Consider the following 23,095-nt stretch of genomic DNA (forward strand, 5'->3'; position numbering starts at 1 on the left):
GATGGGCAGAGGACGTGGCGAGGTCGGCGAGACCGTCGCGAGCTTTCCGACGTATGAGGGCGCGCAGAAGGCCGTTTCGACACTCGTGGAGTCGGACGTGCCCGCACGCGACATCGCGATCGTCGGCAACGGGCTGCGCTCCGTGGAACGTGTGACCGGCAAGCTCGGCTACGCGACCGCCGCGCGCCAGGGCGCCATCAACGGCCTGCTGCTCGGACTTTTCTTCTCCGCGATCTTCGTGCTCGGCAACAGCGCCGTGAACCTCTCGGTCTTCATCGGCGTGCTGTTCGTCGGCGTCGCGCTCGGGATGCTGCTGAGCATCGGCGGGTACGCGATCGTGCGCCGCCGCCGCGACTTCGCCTCGGTGACCCAGGTGATCGCCGACCACTACGAGGTCACGGTGCTGCCCACGAGCATCCACCGCGCCCGCGAGGTGCTCGGCGGCCAGGGCACGCCCGCGAGCCAGCCTCGCCCGCCGGCGCAGCCCTCCGGCCCGCCGCAGTTCGGACAGCGCACGCAGGAGCAGCCTCGCTACGGGCAGCGCACCGACGCCCCGCCGCAGTTCGGTCAGCGCATCGCGCCACCCCCTCCGGAATACGGTCAGCGCATCGACGAGCCGCCGCGGTTCGGCCAGCGGATCGATGAGGGCGCGACGACCGCGCCCGCATCGCCGGAGCAGCAGCCTGCGGACGAGGCCGATGCCGCTGCGGACGAGCAGACCGGGCAGGATGCCGCGGCAGCCCCCGTCGGAGAAGACGGGGCGACGGCGGACGAGTCGTCGGCGGAGTCCGAACAGGCCGAGGACGCCACGGATGCTGCTGACGACGCCGCAGAGGCGGCTGACGACGCGGCCGCGGCTGACGACGCCACGGATACTGCTGACGACGCCACGGACGCAGGCGACGGCGCCCCCGACGATGACGAGGACGCGCATCACGACGACCGTGCGTGAAGGCTCCGTCGCGGTGTCGCTGCCCGCGGGAACCATCGAGGTCGACACCGCGACGCATGAGCCGACGGGTCCTGCCTGGGCGACGATCCTGCTCACGCACGGCGCCGGAACGCGGTTCGACCACCCCTTCCTGATCGGGTTCGCCGAGGCCGTCGCGGCGGCGGGCGTGCGCTGCATCCGCTTCAATCTGCCGTACGCGCAGGCGGGTCGACGCGTGCCCGGATCGCCGGCGCAGGCGATCGCGGCGTGGGAGGCGGTGCGGGATGCTGCGCCCGCCGACGCGCCGGTGTTCGCCGCCGGCCGCTCCTACGGCGGCCGCATGGCGTCGATGGCCGCAGCGCAGGGGCGGCTCGATGTGGCGGGCCTCATCTACCTCGGCTACCCGCTGCATCCTCCGGGCAAGCCCGAGAAGCTGCGCGCCGAGCACCTGCCGGACATCACCGTGCCGCAGCTGTTCGTCTCGGGCACGCGTGACCCGTTCGTGGATCCCCACGAGCAGCTCGAGCAGGCCGTGGCATCCTGTCCCCGTGCCGAGCTGCACTGGATCGTCGACGGCGGGCACGGCTATGAGGTCGCGCGGCACTGCCGGCCCGCCGACCGGATCGGCGTCGAGATCGCCGCGGTCGCGCTGGAGTGGGTGCGCGGGGTGGCGACGGACGCCACGACCGGTCAGGGCAGCGGTCCGACGTAACGGCCGCGCGGGCGCAGCCGCATGGGCGCCTCCGCGTACTCCGCAAGACCGTGCGCGACCCACCCGACCACGCGCCCGAGCGCGAAGATCGCCGTGGCGGCGCCCGTGGGCATCTCCGCCGCAAGGGTGAAGGCCGCCAGGGCGAGATCGATGTTGGGATGAAGCCCCGTGCGGTGCTCGACCACGGCGGTGAGTGCCGCGACGGCGCCGCCGACGTCGCGTCCACCGCGCATCTGCGCCACGAGCGGCAGGAGCGTGGCCGCGCGCGCGTCCGTCTCCGCATACAGCGGGTGGCCGAACCCCGGCACGCCTCGCCCGGTCCGGGAGACCGCGGCGGCGATCGCGTCGTCGGGCGCGGCCCCGTCGAGGACGGAGCGGAGGAGCATGCGCGCCTCGTCGGCGGCGGTCCCGTGCAGCGGTGAGTCGAACGCGCCGAGAGCCGCCGAGACGATGGCGTATCCCGATCCGCGAGCGGTCGCCGCCATTCGCGCCGCCATGGTGGAGACGGCGAGATCATGGTCCACGGTCAGGATGAGCGCGGCCTGCAGGGCACGGCGGTCCACGTCGTCGGGCGCACGGTCGGTGAGCGCCGACCAGAGGTCGCCGTCCGCGGTGGCGCTCAGCGCATCCGGAAGGTGCAGGAGCATCCGGACTCCCGCTCGTCGCACCGCGTCGATGCTCGCCTCCGCACGCAGCGGATCCCGCGCGGCCAGCACGATGACCGCGGTGCGGAGGCGGTCGAGGTGTGATGCGCCGACGGGGAGCGCCGCAACGGCCCGTCGCACGGCGGCGCGATCGTCGGCATCTGCGGCCGGCCACGGCGCGCTCGCCCCCCAGAGCTCCCGGGCCACGTCCTGAAGGGTCGACGTCGCAGCCAGCCGTGCCGCGTTGCGTCCGCGGAGGAAGAGCTCGTCGTCGAGCACCACGGCCACGTCGGTGTCGATCATCGTCAGTGGCGAGCCTGCGGCGTGCACGGTGTCCGGCGATGCGCCGCGACGTCGTCGCGCCGCGAACTCCTCGACCTCGAGGGGGTCGAACAGCGACCCGGCCGGGGTCCGCTCGCGCCGCAGCATCCCTCGCGAGACATACGCGTACAGCGTCGCGGGCTTGATGCCGAGCCGATGCGCTGTCTGCTCGGCGGTCAGGGTGGCGGGCATATTGATCCGATCAACATTGACGGTGCGTGCGTCATGTTCTGACACTGACGGTAGCGCACGTGACTCCGGGCGCCGAGAGGAGAAGATCATGGAACACACACAGCCGGTGCCGCGCGGGCTCGCGGGTGTCGTCGTGGCAGACACGGCGATCAGCGAGGTGCGCGGCGACGCGGGGACCTTCCACTACCGAGGTCACGACGCGGTGGAGCTGGCCCGCACGGCGTCATTCGAGGACGTCTGGCAGCTCTTCGTCGACGGACACCTGCCCGACGAGGGGGAGCGCTCCTCGTTCGCGGACCTCGTGGGCGCCGACAGGGATGAGCGCGAGCTGCGTGCCGTGGTCGACACGGTGACCCGCGCGACCGGGAGCCCGGAGGCCGCGCTGACCTCCACGTGGGCGCTCGCATCCGCACGTCGGGGGATGCGGCCGCTGTACGACCTGGACCCTGCGGGACGGAGGGATGCCGCGGTCTGGGCCGCCGCGATCGTGCCGGTGGTCCTCGCACACAGCGCCGGCGGCGAGCCGACGTACCGGGACGGTGTGGTCGCCGGCCATCTGCGCGCCGTCACGGGACGCGATCCGGGGGAGTGGGAGCGTCGGGCGCTGACCGCCTACCTCGTCCTCACGATGGACCACGGCTTCAACGCGTCCACCTTCGCCGCCCGTGTCATCGCGTCGACCGGCGCCAGCATAGCCGGATGCATGGCCGGTGCCCTCGGGGCGCTGACCGGACCCCTGCACGGCGGTGCACCGGCTCGTGCGCTCGACGCGCTCGATCGATTCGGCGACGCGGCCGACATCGAGCCGTGGATCCGAGCGGAGCTCGCCGCCGGGCGTCGCCTCATGGGTTTCGGCCACGCCGTCTACCGGACCGCCGACCCGCGTGCACGGCTGCTGCGGGAACTGGCCGGCGAACGCGGCGGGACGCGGGTCGATCTCGCCGTCGCCTACGAGCGGACGGCGGTCCGCGTGCTGGAGGAGGTGAAGCCCGGCCGCGCGTTGCACGCCAACGTCGAACTGTACGCGGCGGTCGTGATGGAGCAGTGCGGAGTCCCGCGCGCGCTCATGACGCCGACGTTCGCGATCGCGCGGTCGGTCGGATGGGCGGCCCACGCCGTCGAGCAGGCGGCCGATCCGAAGATCATCCGTCCGTCCGCGCGCTACGTGGGACCGCCCGTCTCCTGAGTGGCTTCAGCCGCGCAGGCGCGCGACCCAGGCCTCGACCTCGTCCGCGGTGCGCGGAATGGCGCCCGAGAGGTTCTCGACGCCGTCCTCGGTGACGAGCACGTCGTCTTCGATGCGCACGCCGATGCCGCGGTATTCGGCAGGCACGGTCTCGTCGTCGATCTGGAAGTACAGGCCGGGCTCGATCGTGAACACCATGCCGGGCTCGAGGACACCGTCGTAGTACATCTCGCGACGGGCCTGGGCGCAGTCATGCACGTCGATGCCCAGGTGATGGCTGGTGCCGTGCACCATGTAGCGGCGGTGCTGCCCGCCGCGGTCGGCATCGAGCGCCTCGTCTGCGGTGACCGGCAGCAGGCCCCATTCGGCGGTGCGCTTCGCGATGACGCCCATCGCCGTCTCGTGCACGGTGCGGAAGGTGACGCCGGGCTTGGCCGCGGCGAATGCCGCGTCGGCCGCCTCGCGGACCGTCTCATAGACCTTGCGCTGGATGTCGGTGAACGTGCCCGACACCGGGATCGTCCGCGTGATGTCGGCGGTGTAGAGGCTGTCGACCTCGGCGCCGGCGTCCACGAGCATCAGGTCGCCGGGGATCACGGCGCCGTCGTTGCGGGTCCAATGCAGGTAGCACGCGTGGGGACCTGCGGCGGCGATGGTGTCGTAGCCCTCCCAGTTGCCGTCGCTGCGCGCGCGCCGGTGGAAGACCCCCTCGATGATCCGCTCGCCGCGCGGGTGGGCGACCGCGGCATCCAACTCGCGGATGATGTCGTCGAACCCGTCGGCGGTGACCTTCACCGCCAGGCGCATCTGCGCCAGCTCATACGCGTCCTTGACCAGGCGCAACTCGGAGACGGCGCGGGTGAGGGCGGCGTCCTCCTCGACGACGAGGTCGTCGACGCCTGACTCGAACGTGTCGATGTGCGCGGTGGCGATGCCCAGATCGGCGGCGACACCGGCGGACGAGGGGCGCGGGCCGATCCAGAATTCGCCGACCGTGGCATCCCCGTAGAATTCCGTCGTCGTGCGGTCGGCGCGCTCACGGAAGTACAGGGTGGCCGCGTGGCCGTCGTCGGTCGGGTCGAGCACGAGGATCGAGCCGGGCTCGCTGTCGGCACCCCACCCGGTGAGGTGCGTGAAGGCGGAATGCGCCCGGAACGGGTAGTCGGTGTCGTTGCTGCGCTGCTTCAGCTCACCGGCGGGGATCACCAGGCGCTTGCCCGGAAACTGCGCCGAGAGCCGTTCGCGCCGCGCGGCGGCGTACGGCGCCTGCTCGCGGGCCGGCGGGGCGGTGTCGGGCCGCGATGCCCAGCCGGTCGAGATCGTGTCGAGGAAGCCCTGCGGGAACGGCTGCTTGCGGTTCTGCGTCGAATCGGGTGCCGTCTCGGTGGCGGTGCTGGTGTCGCCTGTGGTGCTCATCCCTCCAGTCTCGCACGCGCGGCTGAGCACAGCCCCCGCGGTCAGCCGGCGGGATCGAGCTGCACGACGACCGGGCGGTGGTCGCTGCCGCTGCCGTCGAGTGAGGTGAGGACGACCGAGCCGACGGGCACCCATTCGTCGGTGGCCATGACGTGGTCGATCGGCGCGCCCAGCAGCGCGGGGACATCGGACGGCCAGGTGCCGATGCCACCGGATCCCGTCGCCGCCGCGGCGTCGTGGCAGCGTCCCATGACGCCGCCGTCGGTGCCGAGGGAGGCCATGTGGTCGAGCGTGGCGTTGAAGTCGCCGGCCATGATGACGTTGTCGGCGGCGCACTGGTCGGCGATCCAGCGCAGGTCCTCGGTCCAGCGGGTGATGTACGACTGGCGAGGTGCCACCGCGTGCGCGGCCACGATGATCGGGCCGTCGCCGTCCACCGGCATGGCGACGACCGAGGGCACCGTGGAGGTGTTGGTGGTCCCGTCCGATGTCGAGTCGACCACTGCGTAGTCGCCCAGGCTGGGGGAGATGAGCACGGTCGTGGACCCCGAGTCCCACTCGTTCGCGGAGTACTTCTTGTTGTAGGCCCACATGCGATGTCCGAGCTTGCGCATGCTGACGGCGACCTGCTCACCGGTCTCGATGGTCGTCTCGGGCAGCGTGACGATGTCGGCCTCCATCGCGACCGCGGTGCGCGCGATGGTCTCCGGGTCCGTCGCGGCTCCCGCGGTGTTCCAGGTCATGACCCGCAGGCTGCCGTCGGTCTTCGCGGGCAGGGCGTCGCCGGAGATGCCGCGCGTGTAGACGATCGCCGCATTCGCGACGCCTGCCAGCAGCGCGATGAGGGCGATGGATGCCGCAAACGCCCGCAGCGGCCGGATCAGCATGATCAGCAGCATGAGGACGAGGAGCGCCGCGAAGCCGAGCACGACGATGCCGCGGAATGCCACGGCCTGCGCGATCGGCCACTCGCGCTCGAGGTGGAAGAACTGCGGCCAGGTCAGGATCGCGGCACCGATCACGCACAGCACCGTCACCAGGATCCCGAGAAGGCGAAGCACGTTGCGACTCTAAGCCAGGTGGCTGTGAGATCGGCGGATGGGCGCTCGCGCTACTCTCGGAGGATGGGCGCCCACCGGTTCCGAGGTCCGAGCGACCTGCACCTGCACTCCGCGCAGTCCGACGGCACGCAGTCGCCCGCCGACGTGATGCGCGCCGCGCACGACCACGGGGTGCGGACGGCGGCGCTGACCGACCACGACACGACGGCGGGGTGGGTGGATGCCGCGGCTGCGGCCGTCTCGCTGCAGATGACGCTGCTCCCCGGCATGGAGATGTCGACGCGCCATCGCGGCCGGAGCGTGCATCTGCTCGCGTACCTGTTCGATCCCGACGACGCGGCCCTTCGTGCCGAGATCGAGCACATCCGGTCATCCCGTCGTGATCGCGCGCGCACGATGACCGAGCGCATCGGGCGCGATTACAGCCTGACCTGGGCGGACGTGCTCGCACAGACGGGTGATGAGACGACGATCGGGCGTCCGCACATCGCGGATGCCCTGATCGCCAAGGAGCACGTGCGCGATCGCACGGAGGCGTTCGCCGGCATCCTCGATCCCCGCGGCGACTACTACGTCGCGCTGTACTCTCCCGATCCGGTGACGGCCGTGCGGCTGGTGGTGGCGGCCGGCGGGGTGCCGATCATCGCCCACCCGGCCAGTCGCGGGGGAGTGCCCACCGACGACGTGCTCCTCGCGATGCTGGACGCCGGGCTGGCGGGCTTCGAGCTCGACCACCGCGAGAACCGCGCGGAGGGGGTGCGCCGCCTCGCGCGTCTGGTCGTCGAGCACGATCTCATCGTCACGGGGTCGAGCGACTACCACGGTTCGGGCAAGCCCAACCTGCCGGGGGAGCACACCACGAGCGACGAGATGGTGCAGCGCATCATCGACGCGGCACGCGGGACCGAACCCGTCTACGGCTGACCGCGGGACGGCTGATGCCCGCCCCGCGGACGGGACGGGCATCGGCGTCGGAGACGCGTGCGGTCAGGCGCCGGGGGTCGGCGAGCCGGCGCCCGAACGGCGGCGGCGACGCCGACGACGGGCCGCCGCGGGCTTGCCGTCGTGGTGCTCCTTGCCGGCGCCGTCGTGCGTGCCGGCGCCCTCGGCGGAGGCATCACCCTCGGAGGGAGTCGAGACGACGGCCTCGTCGGTGCCCTCGGCGAACGTGGCGCCGACGGTGTCCTGCTCACCGGCACGACGGCGCCGGCGGCGGCGCTTCGTCCCGCCGTCGCCCTCGGCCGCGGCATCCACCGCCCGAGCGGGCGTCTTCTGCGTCTTCACCGACTGGGTGCGGGGAGCCGTCGCGATGCGGCCCTTCGTGCCCTCGGGGATGTCGAGCTCGGCGTACAGGTGCGGGCTCGACGAGTAGGTCTCCACCGGGTCGGGCTGCCCGAAGTCGAGCGCGCGGTTGATGAGGGCCCACTTGTGCAGGTCCTCCCAGTCGACGAACGTCACCGCAATGCCGGTCTTGCCGGCGCGGCCGGTGCGCCCGGCGCGGTGCAGGTAGGTCTTCTCGTCGTCGGGGATCGTGTGGTTGATCACGTGGGTCACGTCGTCGACGTCGATGCCGCGCGCGGCGACGTCGGTCGCGATGAGGACGTCCTTCTTGCCGGCCTTGAACGCGGCCATCGAGCGCTCACGGGCCTCCTGGCTCATGTCGCCGTGCACGGCGCCCGCGTTGAAGCCGCGGTCGTTCAGCTCGTCGACGAGCTTCTGCGCCGCCCGCTTGGTGCGCGTGAAGATCACGGTCTTGCCGCGTCCCTCGGCCTGCAGGATGCGGGAGATCACCTCGTCCTTGTCGAGCGAATGGGCGCGGTAGACGAGGTGGCGGATGTTCGCCTGCGCGATGCCCTCGTCGGGGTCGGACGCGCGGATGTGGATCGGGTTCGTCATGAACCGGCGCGCGAGCGCCACGATCGGGCCGGGCATGGTCGCCGAGAACAGCTGCGTGTGCCGGATCGCCGGCACCTTCTGGAAGATCTTCTCGATGTCGGGGAGGAACCCGAGGTCGAGCATCTTGTCGGCCTCATCGAGGACGACCTCGTGGGCGTTCGACAGGTCGAGCAGGCGCTGACCGGCGAGGTCGATCAGACGCCCGGGCGTGCCGACGACGATCTGCGCGCCCGCGCGGAGCTGCTCGATCTGGCCCTCGTACGCCTTGCCGCCGTAGATGGCGACGACGCTCGTCGAACGGTTCGAGGTGAGCATGTCGATGTCTTCGTAGACCTGCACGGCCAGTTCGCGGGTCGGGACCACGATGAGCGCCTTGACGCCGGGCTCGGGGTCGAGGCCGAGACGCTGGACCACGGGGATGCCGAAGCCGAACGTCTTGCCGGTGCCGGTCTTGGCCTGTCCGATGATGTCCTGCCCCGGCAGGCTCAGGGGAATGGTCTGCTCCTGGATGGGGAAGGCGTCGATGATGCCGCGGGCCGAGAGGGCCTCGACGATGTCCTGATCGACGCCGAGGTCGGCGAATGTCGTCACGATGTGTATGCCTGTCTGATGTCAGGGCGGTGCGGAACCGCCACGCGAAGAGGTCCACGCCCTTTCGTCGTCAGCCAGGCGCGGGGTCCCGATCCGTCGCCGGGACGCGCACAAGTCTACCCGGGCGGGTCCGTGCCCTCCCCGGACGCGCCGACGCGGGCCGGGGCCGTAGGCTGTATCGCGTGTTCGGGTGGTTCAAGAGACGGCGGCCTGCGGGCCGTGTTCTGCGGCTGCGCTCGCGCGATGAGCTGGGTGAGGGCATCCGCGTCGCGTTCGAGACGCTCGCGCCCGACGCCGACACGTTCCTCGGTCAGGCGGCGTACCTGCAGCTGGGGTTCTTCGAGACGCTCAGCGAGCTGATCGCGACCACGCCCGACCTCGCCCACAAGGAGGCCCTGTCGAAGGCCGCCGGGGCGGCGCTGACCAAGCACCGTGCGATCGTCGCCCTGATCCGCGAGCGCGAGGGCGACCCCACCGCCCTCATGCTGCCGTTCCGCGAGCAGCTGGATGCGTTCCGTGCCGCCACCCACGGCGTGCGCCGCCACGAGACGATGCTCTCGGTGCACATCACCGCCGGAATGCTCGACGACTTCTACGACGCGCTCTCACACAGCTACGGCGAGACCGGCGCCCGCGTGGCGCGGATCCTGCAGACGGATGACGACAGGCAGGCGATCGTCGACCTGGTGGCCGAGGCCGCCGCCGCCGATGACGAGCTGCGTTCGCTTCTGGCGATGTGGGGGCGACGCCTGGTGGGCGACACGATCCTCATCGCGCGCAGCGCGCTGCGGGAGCGGATGCTGGATGCCGCCGCCACCGAGCAGGTCGAGCCGGTGTTCACCGAGCTGCTCGCCGCGCACGCGCGCCGCATGCAGGCGATGGGCTTCACCGCCTGACGGCGGGTCAGGCGATGCCGAGCTGCTCGCGCCGGCGCTGATCGTGCACGGCGCGGAGCTTCGCGAGCACGGGAAGCAGCACGTACACCACGACGATCGGCGCGCCGAGCGACGCGATCCACAGCCACGGGTTCGACGACGACAGGCCGGCCCAGGTGAGCAATGCCCACAGGCCGCTGCCGACGACCGCTCCCACCATCGGACCGATCGCCGCGCCGCGGGAGTCGCGCGCGCCGACCGTGAAGTGCGCGAGAGCGCCCACCGCACCGCCGAAGATGAGCGCGAGGACGATCTGCATCAGGCGACGAACCCGACCTTGCGGACGTCCTCGGTGCCCAGTTCGACGTAGGCGATGCCTGCGGTGGGAACGATGTACGAGTTGCCCTTGGCGTCGGTGAGGGTGACCTGCGTGGCGCCGGAGTCCAGCGCCTGCGTGATCGCGGTGCGCACGGCGTCGGCCGTGTCGTCGGTCTCGAAGTTCAGCTCACGTCCGGTGTTCACGATGCCGATGCGGATCTCCACGGATCACTGCCTTTCCATGCCGTGCGGGTACGTCTCGACTCTACGGCAGGTTCGGCGGGCCCGCCGGTGCCCGGCGCACGCTGTGGGCGAACGGGTGAGCGCCGGGTGTCGGCGGCGCGCGCTAGCGTGGCAGGACGATGGAGAGCACCGCCCGAACGCCGCAGCCCGCGGCATCCACCCCCGTCCTCGACGCCGCACAGCGCGCTGTGCTCGCGATCGCCCCCGATGCGTCGGGCACCGTCGTCGGCGCGCCCGGCACCGGCAAGACGACGACGCTCGTCGCGCGCGTCGAGGCGCTGGCGCGTGCGGGGACCTCGCCGGACGACATCGCGGTGCTCACCCCCACCCGACCGAGCGCGACATCGATGCGCGACCGGTTGGGGCTGGCCGTCGGGCGGGCCACGTCCGGTGCGCTCGCGCACTCGGTCGCGTCGTTCGCGTTCCGCGTCGTGCGGGCGGCCGAGGTCCACGCCGGCAACGAGCCGCCGCGTCTTCTCACGGGCGGCGATGAGGACCAGATGATCCAGGACCTGCTCGACGGCGACGCCCACGACGAGGCCGCGGGCCGTCTCCGGTGGCCGGCGTGGCTGTCGGCCGATGTGCGCGCGACGAAAGGGTTCCGCAGCGAGGTGCGCGCGTTCCTCGCGGAGTGCACGACGCTCGGGATCGAACCCGACCGGCTGCGTGCCCTCGGCGACAGGTTCGACATCGAGACCTGGCGGGCGGCGTCGTCGTTCTTCGCCGAGTACCTGCAGGTCCGTGCCGACATGCGCGGAGCGCATCGCGACGCGGCCGGGCTCGTGCGCGAGGCGGTCGGTCTGGTGCGCATGGGCGCGGGCGACGCGGTGCTGCCGGCGGCGATCCTCGTCGACGACGCGCAGGAGCTCACCCTGGGCGGTGTGGAGCTGCTCGAGGCTTGTCGGGCTCGCGGCGTGTCGGTGCTCGCGTTCGGCGACCCCGACGTCGGCACCGGGGCGTTCCGCGGCGCCACGCCCGAGAACTTCGCACACCTGCAGGCGGCGCTCGGGCCCGTGCACGTGCTCGACGAGCCCCACCGTTCGACGACGTTCCAGACGGACATCGCCCGCACGGTGGTCACGCACATCGGCACGGCGGCCGGCGCCGCCCACCGCCGTGCTCCGGTCGGTGCCGTCGATGACGGCTCGGTCCAGGCGATGCTGCTGCGCTCCGTCGGCGAGGAGTACGACGTGATCGCACGGACGCTGCGCGAACGCCATGTGCGTGACGGCGTCGCGTGGTCGTCGTGTGCGGTGATCGCCCATGACACGCGGCAGGTCGCCGCGCTCGAGGCCGAGCTGGCGGCACGAGAGGTCCCGTCCCGCGCTGCCGGCCCGGGGCAGGCGCTGGGCTCGCTGCGTCCCGTGCAGGACCTGCTGCGCGTCGTGGAGCTCGCCGCGACCGATGACGGGGAGTGGACGGTGGATGCCGTCTCCGACGCCCTGCTGGGCGCCGCCGGCGGCCTCGATCCGGTGCAGCTGCGTCGTCTGCGGACGGCGCTGCGGCACGAAGAGCTGCGCGCGGGCGGGGAGCGCGGCGGACGCGAGCTGCTGCTGTCGGCGGTGCATCACCCGCTCGAGTTAGACCTCGTCGACATGCGCGAAGCGCGACAGGCCGGGCGTCTCGCGCGCACCGTGGCGCGCGTGCGCACGCAGCTCGCAGAGGCGGCGACGGCGCACGAGCTGCTGTGGACGGTGTGGGAGGGCGCAGGGCTCGAGCGCTCCTGGGGACGCACCGCACGCGGCAACGGACCGGTCGCAGAGCAGGCGGGCCGCGATCTCGACGCCGTCGTCGCCCTCTTCCAGGCTGCGAAGCGCTTCGGAGAGCGGGGGGATGCTGCGGCCGAGAACCCGATGACGTTCGTCCGCGGCATCCTCGACAGCGACGTCGCCGAGGACCGTCTCGAGGCGACCGGGGCGGCGGACTCGGTCGCGATCCTGACTCCGGCGGCCGCGCTCGGCGTCGAGTACGACACCGTGGTGGTGGCCGGCGTGCAGGACGGCGTGTGGCCCAACACCCGGCTGCGCGGAAGCCTGCTCGACACCTGGCGTCTCGCCGACGCGGTGCGCCGCGCGCCGGAGGACGGCGGTGCGCCCGACGTTCTGGACCGGCGACGCCTGGCGATGCACGATGAGCTGCGCCTGTTCGCACGCGCGTTGACCCGGGCGCGCACGCGCCTGGTCGTCACCGCGGTGGACGACGACGACACCGGCCCGAGTGTGTTCTTCGAGCTGCTGCCCGCGCCGATCCCGCCCGGGCACCTCGCCGATCACCCGATGTCGCTGCGCGGACTCGTCGCGCGCCACCGCCGCACGCTCACCGAGCCGCGCTCCACGCGCCACGCGCCGCGACGTGCCCACGCGGCCGGGCAGCTCGCCCTGCTGGCCGCGGCCGGTGTGCCCGGTGCGGATCCCGCACAGTGGTACGGCATGGTCGAGACCAGCTCGACCGCGCCGCTGCGAGACCTGCAGCTCGAGGACGTCCGGGTGTCACCCTCCCGGCTGGCCGCGCTGGAGACCTGCCAACTCGACTGGGTGATCGCCGATCTCGGCGGCGATGCAGGCGGGATGACGGCGGGCCTGGGCACCATCATCCACGCTGCGCTCGAACACGCCGACGGGGCCGACGAACAGCGCCTCTGGGAGCTCGTCGAGCAGCGGTGGGGCGAGCTCGACTTCGAGGCGCCGTGGCTCGACCGGGCGACCCGCCAGCAGGCCCGTGACATGGTGCACCGCCTCGCCCTCTACCTGCGCCGGTTCGACGAGTCGGGAGGGCGCCTGCTCGATGCGGAACCGCACTTCGAAGTGCCCATCGAGATCGACGCCGCTGCGCCACACGGCGCGGTGCTCAGCGGGTACATCGACCGGGTCGAGCTCGATGGCTCCGGCCGGGTCGTGATCGTCGACCTGAAGACGGGGAAGAGAGAGCCGACGAAGGACGAGAAGGTCATCGACAATCCACAGCTCGCCGCGTATCAGCTCGCGTTCGAGGCAGGGGTGATCACCGGCACCGAGGGGCATCCGTCGGGTGGGGCCAAGCTGCTCGTGCTCCGGCCGGCGGCCAAGGGCGCCGACTATGCCGAGCCCACGCAGCCTCCGTTCGACGACGAGCGCCGGCTGGCATTCGAGGAGCGCATCCACTCCGCGGTCGACGTGATGCGCGCGACGCACTTCGACGCGCCGGTCGAGGAGCACTGCCGCGCCGACCACAGTTTCGGGCTGTGCAGCATCCACACGATCCCGGCGGTGAGTGCGTCGTGACCGGTGCCGTCCTCTCGCCGCAGGTCATCGCGGCGGCACTCGGCCAGTTCCCGCCCACCGCAGAGCAGGCGGAGGTCATCGCCTCTCCGCTCCTGCCGGCACTGGTGGTGGCGGGTGCCGGCAGCGGCAAGACCGAGACGATGGCGGCACGGGTGGTGTGGCTGGTCGCGAACCGCGTCGTGCGTCGCGATCAGGTGCTCGGACTCACCTTCACCCGCAAGGCGGCCGGTGAGCTGGCCGAGCGCATCCAGCGGCGGCTCGCGCGGCTCGCCGAGTTCGAGCAGCGCGGGCTGCTGGAGCACCTTCCGGCGCTGTACGACGCGGGTGAGCTCGCCGTGTTCGCGGAGTCGTCGTCGGACGGCGCCCGTCACGCGCAGATGGCGCGGCTCGCCGAGAAGGTCGGCGCGACTCCGGCGCCCGAGGGTGGCGAGAGCCTGCTGCACCGGCCCACCGTGGCGACCTACAACAGCTTCGCCGACGGCATCGTGCGTGAGAACGCGGTCCGCATCGGGCGCGACCCGGAGGCCGCGGTGATGAGCGAGTCGGCCGCCTGGCTGCGGATGAGGCGCGTCGTGCTGGGCAGCGACGACGAACGGCTCGAAGGCATTGACCGGGCCGTCCGCACGATCATCGATGCGGCGCTGCGGATCGCGCGCGACGGCGTCGACAACCTTGTCGACCTCGATCGCCTGGCGGCGTTCCCGGCCGAGTTCCGGCGCCTGATCGACCTGCCGTCCGAGAACAAGCGGACGGTCGTCCTCGCCGACGTGCGCACGGTGTGCACGAACGTCGACGCGCTGGAGGTGCTGGTCGGGCTGGCGCGCGAATACACGGTCCAGAAGCAGCGGGCCGGGGTCATCGACTTCTCGGATCAGGTGGCCGGCGCCCTGCAGGTGATCGAATCGCATCCGTCGGTGGCCGCCGAACTGCGCGATCGCTATCGCGTGGTGCTCCTTGACGAATACCAGGACACCTCGGTCGCCCAGACCACGCTGCTGGCGGGCCTGTTCGCCGGCACCACGGTGATGGCGGTGGGCGACCCCCACCAGGCGATCTACGGGTGGCGCGGGGCGAGCGCCGGCAATCTCGGCGACTTCGCGGCGGCCTTCGCCCCCGGCCTGGAGTGCGGTCGGTATTCGCTCATGACCAGCTGGCGCAACAGCGCCGACGTGCTCACGGCGGCATCCGCCGTCCTCGCCCCGCTGGCGGCGTCGAGCCCGGTCGAGGTGGGCGCGCTGCGGCCGCGGCCCGGCGCGCCGTCCGGCCGGGTCGAGATCGCGGTCGCCGACGACGTGGACGCCGAGGCGGCACGGGTTGCGGAGTGGTTCGAGGCCGTGCGAGCCGAGCGCGCGGGGGAAGGGCTGACGACCACCGGCGCCGTGCTGCTGCGCAGCAAGAAGCACATGGAGCGCTTCGCGGACGCGCTCGGCGCCCGCGGCATCCCGCACCGCATCCTGGGTCTCGGCGGCCTGCTGACCACGCCCGAGGTGGTCGACGTCGTCAGCACGTTGCGGGTCATCAGCGATCCCCGCGCCGGCTCGGCGCTGATCCGGCTGCTGTCGGGGCCGCGCTGGGCGATCGGCCTGGCGGATCTGCGCGCGCTCGCTCAGCTCGCGCGCCGGATCACCGAGCACGACGCGGCACTGCAACGGCTCACTCCCGAGGTCGTCGCCCGGGTGCGGGCATCGTCGGGGGACGACCAGGGGTCGCTCATCGACGCGCTGGACTTCGTGCTGCGCGTGCCCGACGACCACGGCTGGCTGGCGGCGTTCACGCCGGCGGCGCGTGAGCGGCTCCGTGAGGCGGCCGGCGTGTTCGCGGGCCTGCGGCGAGCGGCGGGCGCGCCGATCGCCGAGCTGGTGCGGCTCATCGAGCTCGAGCTGCGTCTCGACGTCGAGCTGGCCGCGAACGAGACGCGGGGGCCGGCGCGCATCGCGTCCGCCCAGCTGCGCGCGTTCGTCGACGAGGTCCAGTCGTTCCTGGCCGCAGACGAGACGGGATCGCTTCCGGCCCTGCTCGCGTGGCTGGATCACGCCGAAGAGCTCGATGAGTTCGCGCCGCGCACCGAGCCGCCGGAGGACGACGTCGTCCAACTGCTGACGATCCACGGCTCGAAGGGGCTGGAGTGGGACGCGGTCGCGGTCGTGCGCCTGGTGAAGGACGAGCTCCCCACAGGGTCGCGGGACACCACGGGCTGGTTGGGCTTCGGCGTCCTGCCGTACGACTTCCGGGGTGATGTCGCCTGGCTGCCGCAGCTCGCGTGGCGCGACGCGGAGACGCAGCAGGACATGGGTCGGGCCATCAAGGCCTTCAAGGACGACAACCGTCGTCGGCAGGTCGACGAGGACCGTCGCCTCGCGTATGTCGCGGTCACCCGCGCGCGCGACCACCTGCTGTTGACGGGGTCTCCCTGGGGCGGGCAGACGTCACCCCGTGGACACAGCCCGTTCCTCGTGGAGATCGCCGATGCGCTCGGTGTGTCGCTGCCCGACGGCGAGCCGGGCGAGAACCCGTTCGAAGGGCGTCGCCGTCTGCTGCAGTGGCCCATGGACCCGCTCGGCGAGCGTCGCGAGCGCGTCGAAGACGCGGCGGCCGCCGTGCGCGTCGCGCAGCGCGCGACGCCGCAGATCGCGGACGACGAGCTCGCCCTGCTCCTGGCCGAGAGGGCGTCGCGCGCACAGGGCGGGGGAGGCGTCGCCCCCGTGCGCATCCCCGCGTCGCGGTACAAGGACTTCGTCGCCGACTACGCCGGCACCGTCGCCGCACTCGGCCGGCCCATGCCCGAGCGCCCCTACCGGCAGACACGGCTGGGCACGCTGTTCCACGCGTGGGTGGAGAAGCGCTCCGGGCTCGTCGGCGTGTCGGGGTCTCTGGACGATGCGCTGTGGGAGAAGGAAGAGGATGCCGCAGCCGATGCCGACACCGCGGTGCTGCGTTCGCTGCAGAGCGCGTTCGAGCGCTCGGAGTGGGCGCAGCTGCAGCCGATCGAGGTGGAGACGGAGATCGACTTCCCCTTCGACGACCTCGACGGCACACCGCACCTCGCGATCTGCAAGCTCGACGCGGTCTACCGGCGCGGGGACCGGTACGAGATCGTCGACTGGAAGACCGGCGCGCCGCCGCGCGATGACGCCGAGCGGCAGGCACGACTTCTGCAGCTCGAGCTGTACCGGCGCGCGTACCACGCCAAGCACGGCATTCCGCTCGACCGGATCGACGTCACGCTGTTCTATGTGGCGCACGACGTGGTCGTGCGCGGCTGATCAGGACGACGCCCAGCGCCGCAGCGCGGCGTCGGCCGCGGCATCCGTCTCGTTCTCCGCCTCATCGCGCTGCGCGGCCCAGTCGTCCATCTGCAGCGGAGCGGTCGCGTTCGGGTCCTCATCGTCGGGTGACGTCCGCTCGGCCGGGAGGTCCTCGGTGAAGAACGAGGTCTCATCGAGGTCGTACGCGTCGGTCTGCATGGACGTGTCGACGGCCGTGGACGTGCCCGGCACCTGCCCGATGAGTGCGATCGCGTCATCGACATCGAGGCCGTCCTCGGCGAGCAGATCGTCCTCGACGACGCTGTCGGCGAGCGAGGTCAGCAGTGCGACCGCGTCATCGAGGATCTCGTCGTCGCCGGAGTCCCGACCATGGACGAGCCACTTCGCGAACTCAAGCTCCGCATACAGCCGCGCACGGGTGCGCAGCGCCGCGTCGGGCGTGCGCACGCTCGCGGTGACGTACGCGGCGAGCACGTCGTCGGCCGCGTCCGGTGCCGACGACAGCCAGCGCAGGTCGACGGCCGGATCGCCGATGCCCAGTCCCTGCCAGGCCAGCAGACCGGTCACCGTGGGCACGCCGTCGCGGTCTTCGACGAGGAAGGCGTCCGCACTCGCGCCGCCGAGGGTGAGCGTCGACTCGAATCGCCACAGGCGCTCCTCGGCCAGAGCGCGACTCCAGCGCGACAGCAGTGAGACGGGCACCCGGTGGACGGTGGCGACGCGGTCGAGCAGCCGTGACACGTCGTCGCGCACCTGAGAGGCGCCCAGCTGGGGGAGCGCCGCGCCGCGGGCCACCGACTCGGGGAGCGCGTGGACGGCGGCGAGGGCGGCGCCGATGGAGGTGGCGGCGCCCCGTCCGGCCGGCAGATGGGCCGGCTCGACACGGTAGCCGTCGAGGTGGTCGACGACGATCGCCGTCCACCCGCCCTGGGCCGCGCGCCCGCGCAGGCGGGGCGCACGGAACGGCAGAAGGCTGCGCACACCGTCGGTGAGCGCCGCCAGCGCACGCGCCTCGGCGCCGAGCTCGGCCGAGGTCTCGGCGTCGGTGGCCGCGCGCACGACGACGCGGTCGCCGTCGGCGAGGGTGGCCACCGCCGAGTCGAAGCGTCCCGCAGCGTTCTCGGTGAGGATGCGCACGTCGACGACGCCGGCCTCCCGCAGGGCTGAAGTCACTGTCGCCGCTAGAGTGAGAGGTGAGCGTGCCATGCCCCCCAGGGTAGGTCGGGCAGGGCGACCGGGCGCGTCGCCACGCCCGGCACGGAGGTATCGATGAACGCACAGCACCGCGCCGCCCCAAAGGACGGAATGCGCGTCCGATTCGACCGCAGCGCCGTCGAACGGGTCCGCCCGGGCCTCGTGGACGAGCTGCGCAGGGATCCCGCGACTCGTGTGCTCGTCGTGCGCGGCGATACCGCGCAGGTCACCGACGGACCGCTGACCGAGCTGCGCATGGTCGGAGCCGACGAGGCGCCGGATGATGCGGAATGGGCGTTCCTCGGTCGTGCCGGCGACGGCGGAGCCGTGCTTCTGGCGCGCGCCGGCAGTCCGGATCAGCCGGAGCCCGGCTGGGCGTCACTGCGCGCCGTCGCGGGTGATCTCGGCGCCGCCGACGGCGATCTCCTGTCCACCGCCGTGAGTCTCGGCCGCTGGCTGCGCGACAGTGCGTTCTGCGCGCGGTGCGGGCAGCCGTGCACCCTCGAGAACGCCGGCTGGTCGCGCCGATGCACGGGATGCGGCACCGAGCACTTCCCGCGCACCGACCCGGCCGTGATCGTCGCCGTGACCAGCGACGCCGACCCGGAGCGGCTGCTGCTGGGGTCGAATGCGCTGTGGGGCGCGAACCGCTACTCGTGCTTCGCCGGTTTCGTCGAGGCCGGCGAATCGGCCGAGGCCGCCGTGGAGCGCGAGCTGTTCGAAGAAGCGGGGGTGCGCGTCCGCGACGTGCGGTATCGGCGGTCGCAGCCGTGGCCCTATCCGCGCTCGCTCATGCTCGGCTTCCGCGCCCGCGCGGTCGATGACGACGAGGCACGGGCCGACGGGGAGGAGATCGCGGCACTGAGGTGGTTCACCCGTGCCGAGATCGGCGAAGCGCTGGTGCGCGGCGACTGGACCACCGGCGGCGACGGCCTGCTGCTGCCGGGCCGGGCCTCGATCGCGCACGGCCTGATCGCCGAGTGGTACGCGGAGACCGCGTGAACGCGCGGGCTCTCGAGGGACTCGATGAACAGCAGCGCGAGGCGGCATCCGCGCTGCGCGGGCCGGTGTGCGTTCTCGCCGGCGCGGGCACCGGCAAGACGCGGGTGATCATCCACCGCATCGCGCACGGTGTGGACACGGGTGCATACACGCCGAACCGTGTCATGGCGGTCACGTTCACGTCCAAGGCCGCCGGCGAGATGCGGGGCCGTCTGCGCGCCCTGGGCGTCGGCGGCGTCGCCGCACGGACCTTCCACGCGGCGGCGCTCTCGCAGCTGAACTACTTCTGGCCGACCGTGGCCGGTGACAGCGCTCCGGCGATCGCCGACAACAAGGTGCGCCTGCTCGCGCATGCCGCCGACGGGATCGGCATGGAGCTCGACACTCCGACGCTGCGTGACGTCGCCGCGCAGATCGAGTGGCGCAAGGTGACCATGCGGTCGATCGACGCATATGCTGCGGCCCGTCCCGACGGCGTCGGTCGTCTCAGCGTCGAGCGCGTCGTGGATCTGCAGCGCGCGTACGAGAAGCTCAAGGACGAGCGACGACAGCTCGACTTCGAGGACGTGCTGCTGGCCTGTGCGGGGATGATCGAGGCGGAACCCCGCGTCGCCGCGGCTGTTCGCGAGCAGTACCGGCATTTCACGGTGGACGAGTATCAGGACGTCTCGCCGCTCCAGCAGCACCTGCTGCAGCTCTGGCTGGGCGAACGCCGCGACATCTGCGTCGTGGGCGACGCCAGTCAGACCATCTACTCCTTCGCCGGCGCCGACGCGTCTCACCTGCTGGAGTTCGGCACGCGGTACCCCGAGGCCCGGATCGTGCGGCTCGAGACGAGCTATCGCAGCGAGGCGCCGATCCTCGACGTGGCGAATGAGCTGATGCGCGGCAGACCGGGTGCGCTCCGGCTGACGCCGGTTCGGGATGCCGCAGCCGCCGTCGTACCGCGGCTGTGCGCCTATGACGACGATGTGGCGGAGGCACGCGGCGTCGCCGCGGCCGTGGCGGGCCAGCTGCGGGACGGCGTCGATCCGCAGGCCATCGCGGTGCTGTACCGGTCGCACGCGCAGTCGGCGGAACTCCTGCGGGCCCTCGCCGATGTGCAGGTGCCCACCACGGTCCTCGGGGGACGTCGGTTCTTCGACATGCCCGAGGTGCGGCAGGCCGTGCTGGCGCTGCGCGGCGCGTCCGTCGCGCCGCTGAACGGCGGGTTCGTGGAGACCGTCCGCGACGTGCTGCGCTCGCTCGGCCTCACCGACGACCCGCCGCCAGCTGGGGGTGCGCTGCGCGATTCGTGGGAGGCGCGGCGGGCGATCCTTCGGCTCGCGGAGGAGGCTCCCGAGGGCACAAGCCTGCGCGCGTTCACGGACGACCTGATGGCACGGGCCAAGGACCAGCATGAACCCACCCTCCGGACGGTGACCCTCGCGACGCTGCACGCCGCGAAGGGCCTGGAGTGGGACCACGTGCACCTCGTCGGCCTGAGCGAGGGTCTGCTGCCCATCTCGTACGCGACCACTTTCGAGCAGGTGGACGAGGAGCGCCGGCTCGCCTATGTCGGCGTCACGCGCGCAGCCCGGACGCTGTCGCTGTCGTGGTCGCGAGGGAGTCAGGGGCGGATGACCCGGGCGCCCTCCCGCTTCCTGCAGGAGATCGGCAACCGCACTCTGCGTGCGGTCGATGGGTCCGCCACCTCCGGCGCATCGACTGCGCGTCGAGGGTCACCGACCATGTCGCGTCCCCCCGCCCGGAGACGTCGCTGATCAGCCGCGCGGCGACCAGGCCGGCCTCCACCGCCATCCCCGGGACGAGTGCCGGCGACGGCAGGCCGAGGAGCTGACCGGCCAGGGCGGGCCAGGCGGGATCGGCCTCGCACCTGTCCGCTTCGAGGCAGAGCAGGCACGCGGTCAGGCCCGGCCGCACGAGCGGGCCCACGGTGATGCGGCGGCCGTGCAGGACGATGGGCAGGTGCGGAGCATCCGTCTGCATCAGCGGTCGCACGGCAGCCGGGTCGATCACATGACCCGCCACGAGCACGGCGACGGCATCTGCCGCCGGCTCGCCCAGGATCTCCAGACCCGCTTCACGAAGACCGTCGGCGATCGCATGCGCCGCCGGGACCGATGTCGGGCCGATCGCGCGCACCGCGACCGGCGGCGCGGCGGCCCCGTGCGGGGGCTCGAGCGCGGGGGCGAGTGCGCTCACGAGCTCGTGTGCCCGTTCGACCGTGCCGCCCAGCGCGGTGGCGACGGGGTCGAGCGCCGAGTCGGGCAGTCCGCGCTCGAGCTCTTGGATCATCCGCTCCTGCCAGCGGTCCGGATGCTCCAGCACGGCGACCTTGTCGGGGCCGAACTGCAGGCAGTCCGGTGAGCGCCAGAGCGGGGGATGGGCGGGGTCGAGATGCAGCATCCCCCGATTGTGCGCCCGTCGCGACGCGCGCGAGCGACTATCCACAGGCGCACGGCGCAGGGTGTGCGGAACGTGCGCCTGTGGAGGAGCCGATGGTGCTCAGACCGGCTGCGGTCCGTGCGGCGGCTCGTCGTCCGAGGGGGACTCGTCCGAGCCCGGCTCATCGGCCGGCGGGACCTCGCCGCGCAGCAGCGCGTCGAGCGCCTCGTCCATCTCGTCCCGCACGGGCTGCTCGCCGCGCGCCCGGGCCTGCAGGCGGGCGATGAGCGACTGCGGATCGTCGATGTCGTCGGCGGTGGGCATGAGGTCGGGGTAATCCCACAGTGCGTCGCGGCCGGCCGGACCCACGGCATCCGTCACCGCACGCCACATGGCCGCGGCCTCGCGCATCCGACGCGGACGCAGCTCAAGCCCGACGAGCGAGCCCAACGCCTTCTCCGCCGGGCCGCCGACCGCACGGCGACGGCGGACGGCCTCGGCGATGCGCACCGCCAGCGGCAGCCGCGCGGTGGCATCGGCGGTGACGACCTCGACCCAGCCCTCGACGAGGGCGAGCAGGTTCTCGAGGCGGGTGAGGGCGGCCGTCTGCGCATCGGAGCGCTGCGGCAGCAGGGCTCCGCTGGAGAGCGCGTCGCGCAGTTCGTCGGGGTGCTCGGGATCGAACCGCGTCGCGAGCTCCTCGAGGGCGTCCATGTCCACGTGCACCCCGCGGGCGAAGTCGGTGACCTGGCTGATCATGTGCAGCCGCAGCCACTTCGCGTGCCGGAACAGGCGCGCGTGCGCAAGCTCGCGGGTGGCCAGATACAGCGCGAGCTGGTCTTCGGGCACCTCGAGATCGCGGCCGAAGTCCGCGAAGTTCTGCGGCAGGATCGCGGCCTGCCCCGCCGGCATCACCGGGATGCCGACATCGCCGCCGGAGACGACCTCCAGCGAGAGCCGCCCGATCACCTGGCCGAGCTGGGTGGCGAACAGGCTGCCGCCGATCGTGCGCATGACGCGTCCGGCGCCGGCGATGGCCTGCTGCATGTCTTCGGGCGCCTGCGAGCGCATCGCCTCGGTCAGCGCGTCGGCGATGCTCGTCGCCACGGGATCGGCGAGCTCCTGCCAGACGGGCATCGTCGCCTCGACCCAGCCCCCGCGGGTCAGCGCGTGCGGCGGCTCGGCGAGATCCGAGATCGTCGTCGCCTCGCCCAGCCACAGGGTCGCCAGGGAGAAGGCCTGGTCGAACTCTCCGCGCTGTCCGCTGGTGACGCCCAGGTCGCTCTGGTTGGCGATGTGCAGGGCCTGGCGCTGAGCGGCGTCCCATGAGATCCCGCCGCTGGGCGCGCTGCTGAACGCGGCCTGCAGCTGGCGCATGATGCTGTCCATCATGGCGGGGTCGACGCCCAGGGCGCGCAGCTGCTCGAGCTGCTCGGGCGTCGGCCCGTCCTGGCCGCCGAGCAGCCGGCGCAGCATCTCTTGGAAGTCGTCTTCCGGCTCGCGGTCGTCGTCTGCCACTTCAGCCGCCTTTCAGCAGGGTCTGGGGGTGTGGTTCTACGCTAGTCGCACGGATCACCTCGATCCCCGGCCCTGCGCGCG

General features: G+C 72.3%; 17 protein-coding genes. 9 read left to right on the top strand and 8 right to left on the bottom strand.

Annotation, left to right across the window (positions count from 1 at the left end; genetic code table 11):
• Window position 1: 1 nt before the first annotated feature.
• Together ABMQ42_RS15210 and ABMQ42_RS15215 are read left to right on the top strand one after the other, a co-directional pair.
• On the top strand, window positions 2-952 hold the full coding sequence (locus ABMQ42_RS15210) for a YflT domain-containing protein (protein WP_349723836.1): 951 nt from the start codon (window positions 2-4) through the stop codon (window positions 950-952).
• Complete coding sequence (locus tag ABMQ42_RS15215) at window positions 945-1,643, top strand: alpha/beta hydrolase family protein (RefSeq protein WP_349723837.1); 699 nt, start codon at window positions 945-947, stop codon at window positions 1,641-1,643. The genes ABMQ42_RS15210 and ABMQ42_RS15215 overlap by 8 nt, the downstream gene beginning before the upstream one ends.
• Here the strand turns inward: ABMQ42_RS15215 and ABMQ42_RS15220 are convergent.
• A complete protein-coding gene (locus ABMQ42_RS15220) occupies window positions 1,622-2,800 on the bottom strand; it encodes a citrate synthase (protein WP_349723838.1) in 1,179 nt (392 codons plus the stop codon). The two genes, ABMQ42_RS15215 and ABMQ42_RS15220, sit on opposite strands and share 22 nt — an antisense overlap.
• A gap of 88 nt (window positions 2,801-2,888) precedes the next feature.
• Here ABMQ42_RS15220 and ABMQ42_RS15225 point away from each other — a divergent pair, with 88 nt between their 5' ends.
• Window positions 2,889-3,986 (top strand): citrate/2-methylcitrate synthase, encoded by a 1,098-nt coding sequence (locus ABMQ42_RS15225; protein WP_349723839.1) that lies wholly within the window; start codon window positions 2,889-2,891, stop codon window positions 3,984-3,986.
• Between the two features lie 6 nt (window positions 3,987-3,992).
• Here the strand turns inward: ABMQ42_RS15225 and ABMQ42_RS15230 are convergent, their stop codons facing one another.
• Window positions 3,993-5,402: an aminopeptidase P family protein gene (locus tag ABMQ42_RS15230; RefSeq protein WP_349723840.1), complete on the bottom strand. Its 1,410-nt coding sequence runs from the start codon at window positions 5,400-5,402 to the stop codon at window positions 3,993-3,995.
• A 41-nt stretch (window positions 5,403-5,443) separates the two neighbouring features.
• Window positions 5,444-6,463 (bottom strand): endonuclease/exonuclease/phosphatase family protein, encoded by a 1,020-nt coding sequence (locus ABMQ42_RS15235; RefSeq protein WP_349723841.1) that lies wholly within the window; start codon window positions 6,461-6,463, stop codon window positions 5,444-5,446.
• Between the two features lie 63 nt (window positions 6,464-6,526).
• On the opposite strand from ABMQ42_RS15235, the gene ABMQ42_RS15240 reads away from it, so the two are divergent.
• Window positions 6,527-7,387: a PHP domain-containing protein gene (locus ABMQ42_RS15240; protein WP_349723842.1), complete on the top strand. Its 861-nt coding sequence runs from the start codon at window positions 6,527-6,529 to the stop codon at window positions 7,385-7,387.
• Window positions 7,388-7,450: 63 nt separating this feature from the next.
• On the opposite strand, the gene ABMQ42_RS15245 is transcribed toward ABMQ42_RS15240, so the two are convergent.
• Window positions 7,451-8,950 (bottom strand): DEAD/DEAH box helicase, encoded by a 1,500-nt coding sequence (locus ABMQ42_RS15245; protein ID WP_349723843.1) that lies wholly within the window; start codon window positions 8,948-8,950, stop codon window positions 7,451-7,453.
• A 182-nt stretch (window positions 8,951-9,132) separates the two neighbouring features.
• Here ABMQ42_RS15245 and ABMQ42_RS15250 point away from each other — a divergent pair, with 182 nt between their 5' ends.
• A complete protein-coding gene (locus tag ABMQ42_RS15250; protein WP_349723844.1) occupies window positions 9,133-9,846 on the top strand; it encodes a ferritin-like fold-containing protein in 714 nt (237 codons plus the stop codon).
• Window positions 9,847-9,853: 7 nt separating this feature from the next.
• Here the strand turns inward: ABMQ42_RS15250 and ABMQ42_RS15255 are convergent, their stop codons facing one another.
• Together ABMQ42_RS15255 and ABMQ42_RS15260 are read right to left on the bottom strand one after the other, a co-directional pair.
• Window positions 9,854-10,144: a hypothetical protein gene (locus ABMQ42_RS15255; RefSeq protein WP_349723845.1), complete on the bottom strand. Its 291-nt coding sequence runs from the start codon at window positions 10,142-10,144 to the stop codon at window positions 9,854-9,856.
• Complete coding sequence (locus ABMQ42_RS15260) at window positions 10,144-10,368, bottom strand: DUF3107 domain-containing protein (RefSeq protein ID WP_349723846.1); 225 nt, start codon at window positions 10,366-10,368, stop codon at window positions 10,144-10,146. Before ABMQ42_RS15260 ends, ABMQ42_RS15255 begins: the two co-directional genes overlap by 1 nt.
• Window positions 10,369-10,505: 137 nt before the next feature.
• Between ABMQ42_RS15260 and ABMQ42_RS15265 the strand changes: the two genes are divergently transcribed.
• Window positions 10,506-13,646: an ATP-dependent helicase gene (locus tag ABMQ42_RS15265; RefSeq protein ID WP_349723847.1), complete on the top strand. Its 3,141-nt coding sequence runs from the start codon at window positions 10,506-10,508 to the stop codon at window positions 13,644-13,646.
• Complete coding sequence (locus ABMQ42_RS15270) at window positions 13,643-16,909, top strand: ATP-dependent helicase (RefSeq protein WP_349723848.1); 3,267 nt, start codon at window positions 13,643-13,645, stop codon at window positions 16,907-16,909. Before ABMQ42_RS15265 ends, ABMQ42_RS15270 begins: the two co-directional genes overlap by 4 nt.
• Here ABMQ42_RS15270 and ABMQ42_RS15275 read toward each other — a convergent pair whose 3' ends face one another.
• Window positions 16,910-18,118, bottom strand: coding sequence for a protein kinase family protein (locus ABMQ42_RS15275; protein WP_349723849.1), 1,209 nt, complete (start codon window positions 18,116-18,118; stop codon window positions 16,910-16,912).
• A gap of 63 nt (window positions 18,119-18,181) precedes the next feature.
• Here ABMQ42_RS15275 and nudC point away from each other — a divergent pair, with 63 nt between their 5' ends.
• Together nudC and ABMQ42_RS15285 are read left to right on the top strand one after the other, a co-directional pair.
• On the top strand, window positions 18,182-19,108 hold the full coding sequence (nudC, locus tag ABMQ42_RS15280; protein ID WP_349723850.1) for an NAD(+) diphosphatase: 927 nt from the start codon (window positions 18,182-18,184) through the stop codon (window positions 19,106-19,108).
• The gene (locus ABMQ42_RS15285; protein ID WP_349723851.1) at window positions 19,105-20,871 is read left to right on the top strand and encodes an ATP-dependent helicase; all 1,767 of its coding nucleotides are present in this window, start codon (window positions 19,105-19,107) and stop codon (window positions 20,869-20,871) included. Before nudC ends, ABMQ42_RS15285 begins: the two co-directional genes overlap by 4 nt.
• A gap of 745 nt (window positions 20,872-21,616) precedes the next feature.
• On the opposite strand, the gene ABMQ42_RS15290 is transcribed toward ABMQ42_RS15285, so the two are convergent.
• Window positions 21,617-23,014: a zinc-dependent metalloprotease gene (locus ABMQ42_RS15290; protein ID WP_349723852.1), complete on the bottom strand. Its 1,398-nt coding sequence runs from the start codon at window positions 23,012-23,014 to the stop codon at window positions 21,617-21,619.
• Between the last annotated feature and the right edge of the window lie 81 nt (window positions 23,015-23,095).

This window comes from Microbacterium sp. KR10-403 (assembly GCF_040196215.1).
In the GTDB taxonomy this organism is placed as follows: domain Bacteria; phylum Actinomycetota; class Actinomycetes; order Actinomycetales; family Microbacteriaceae; genus Microbacterium.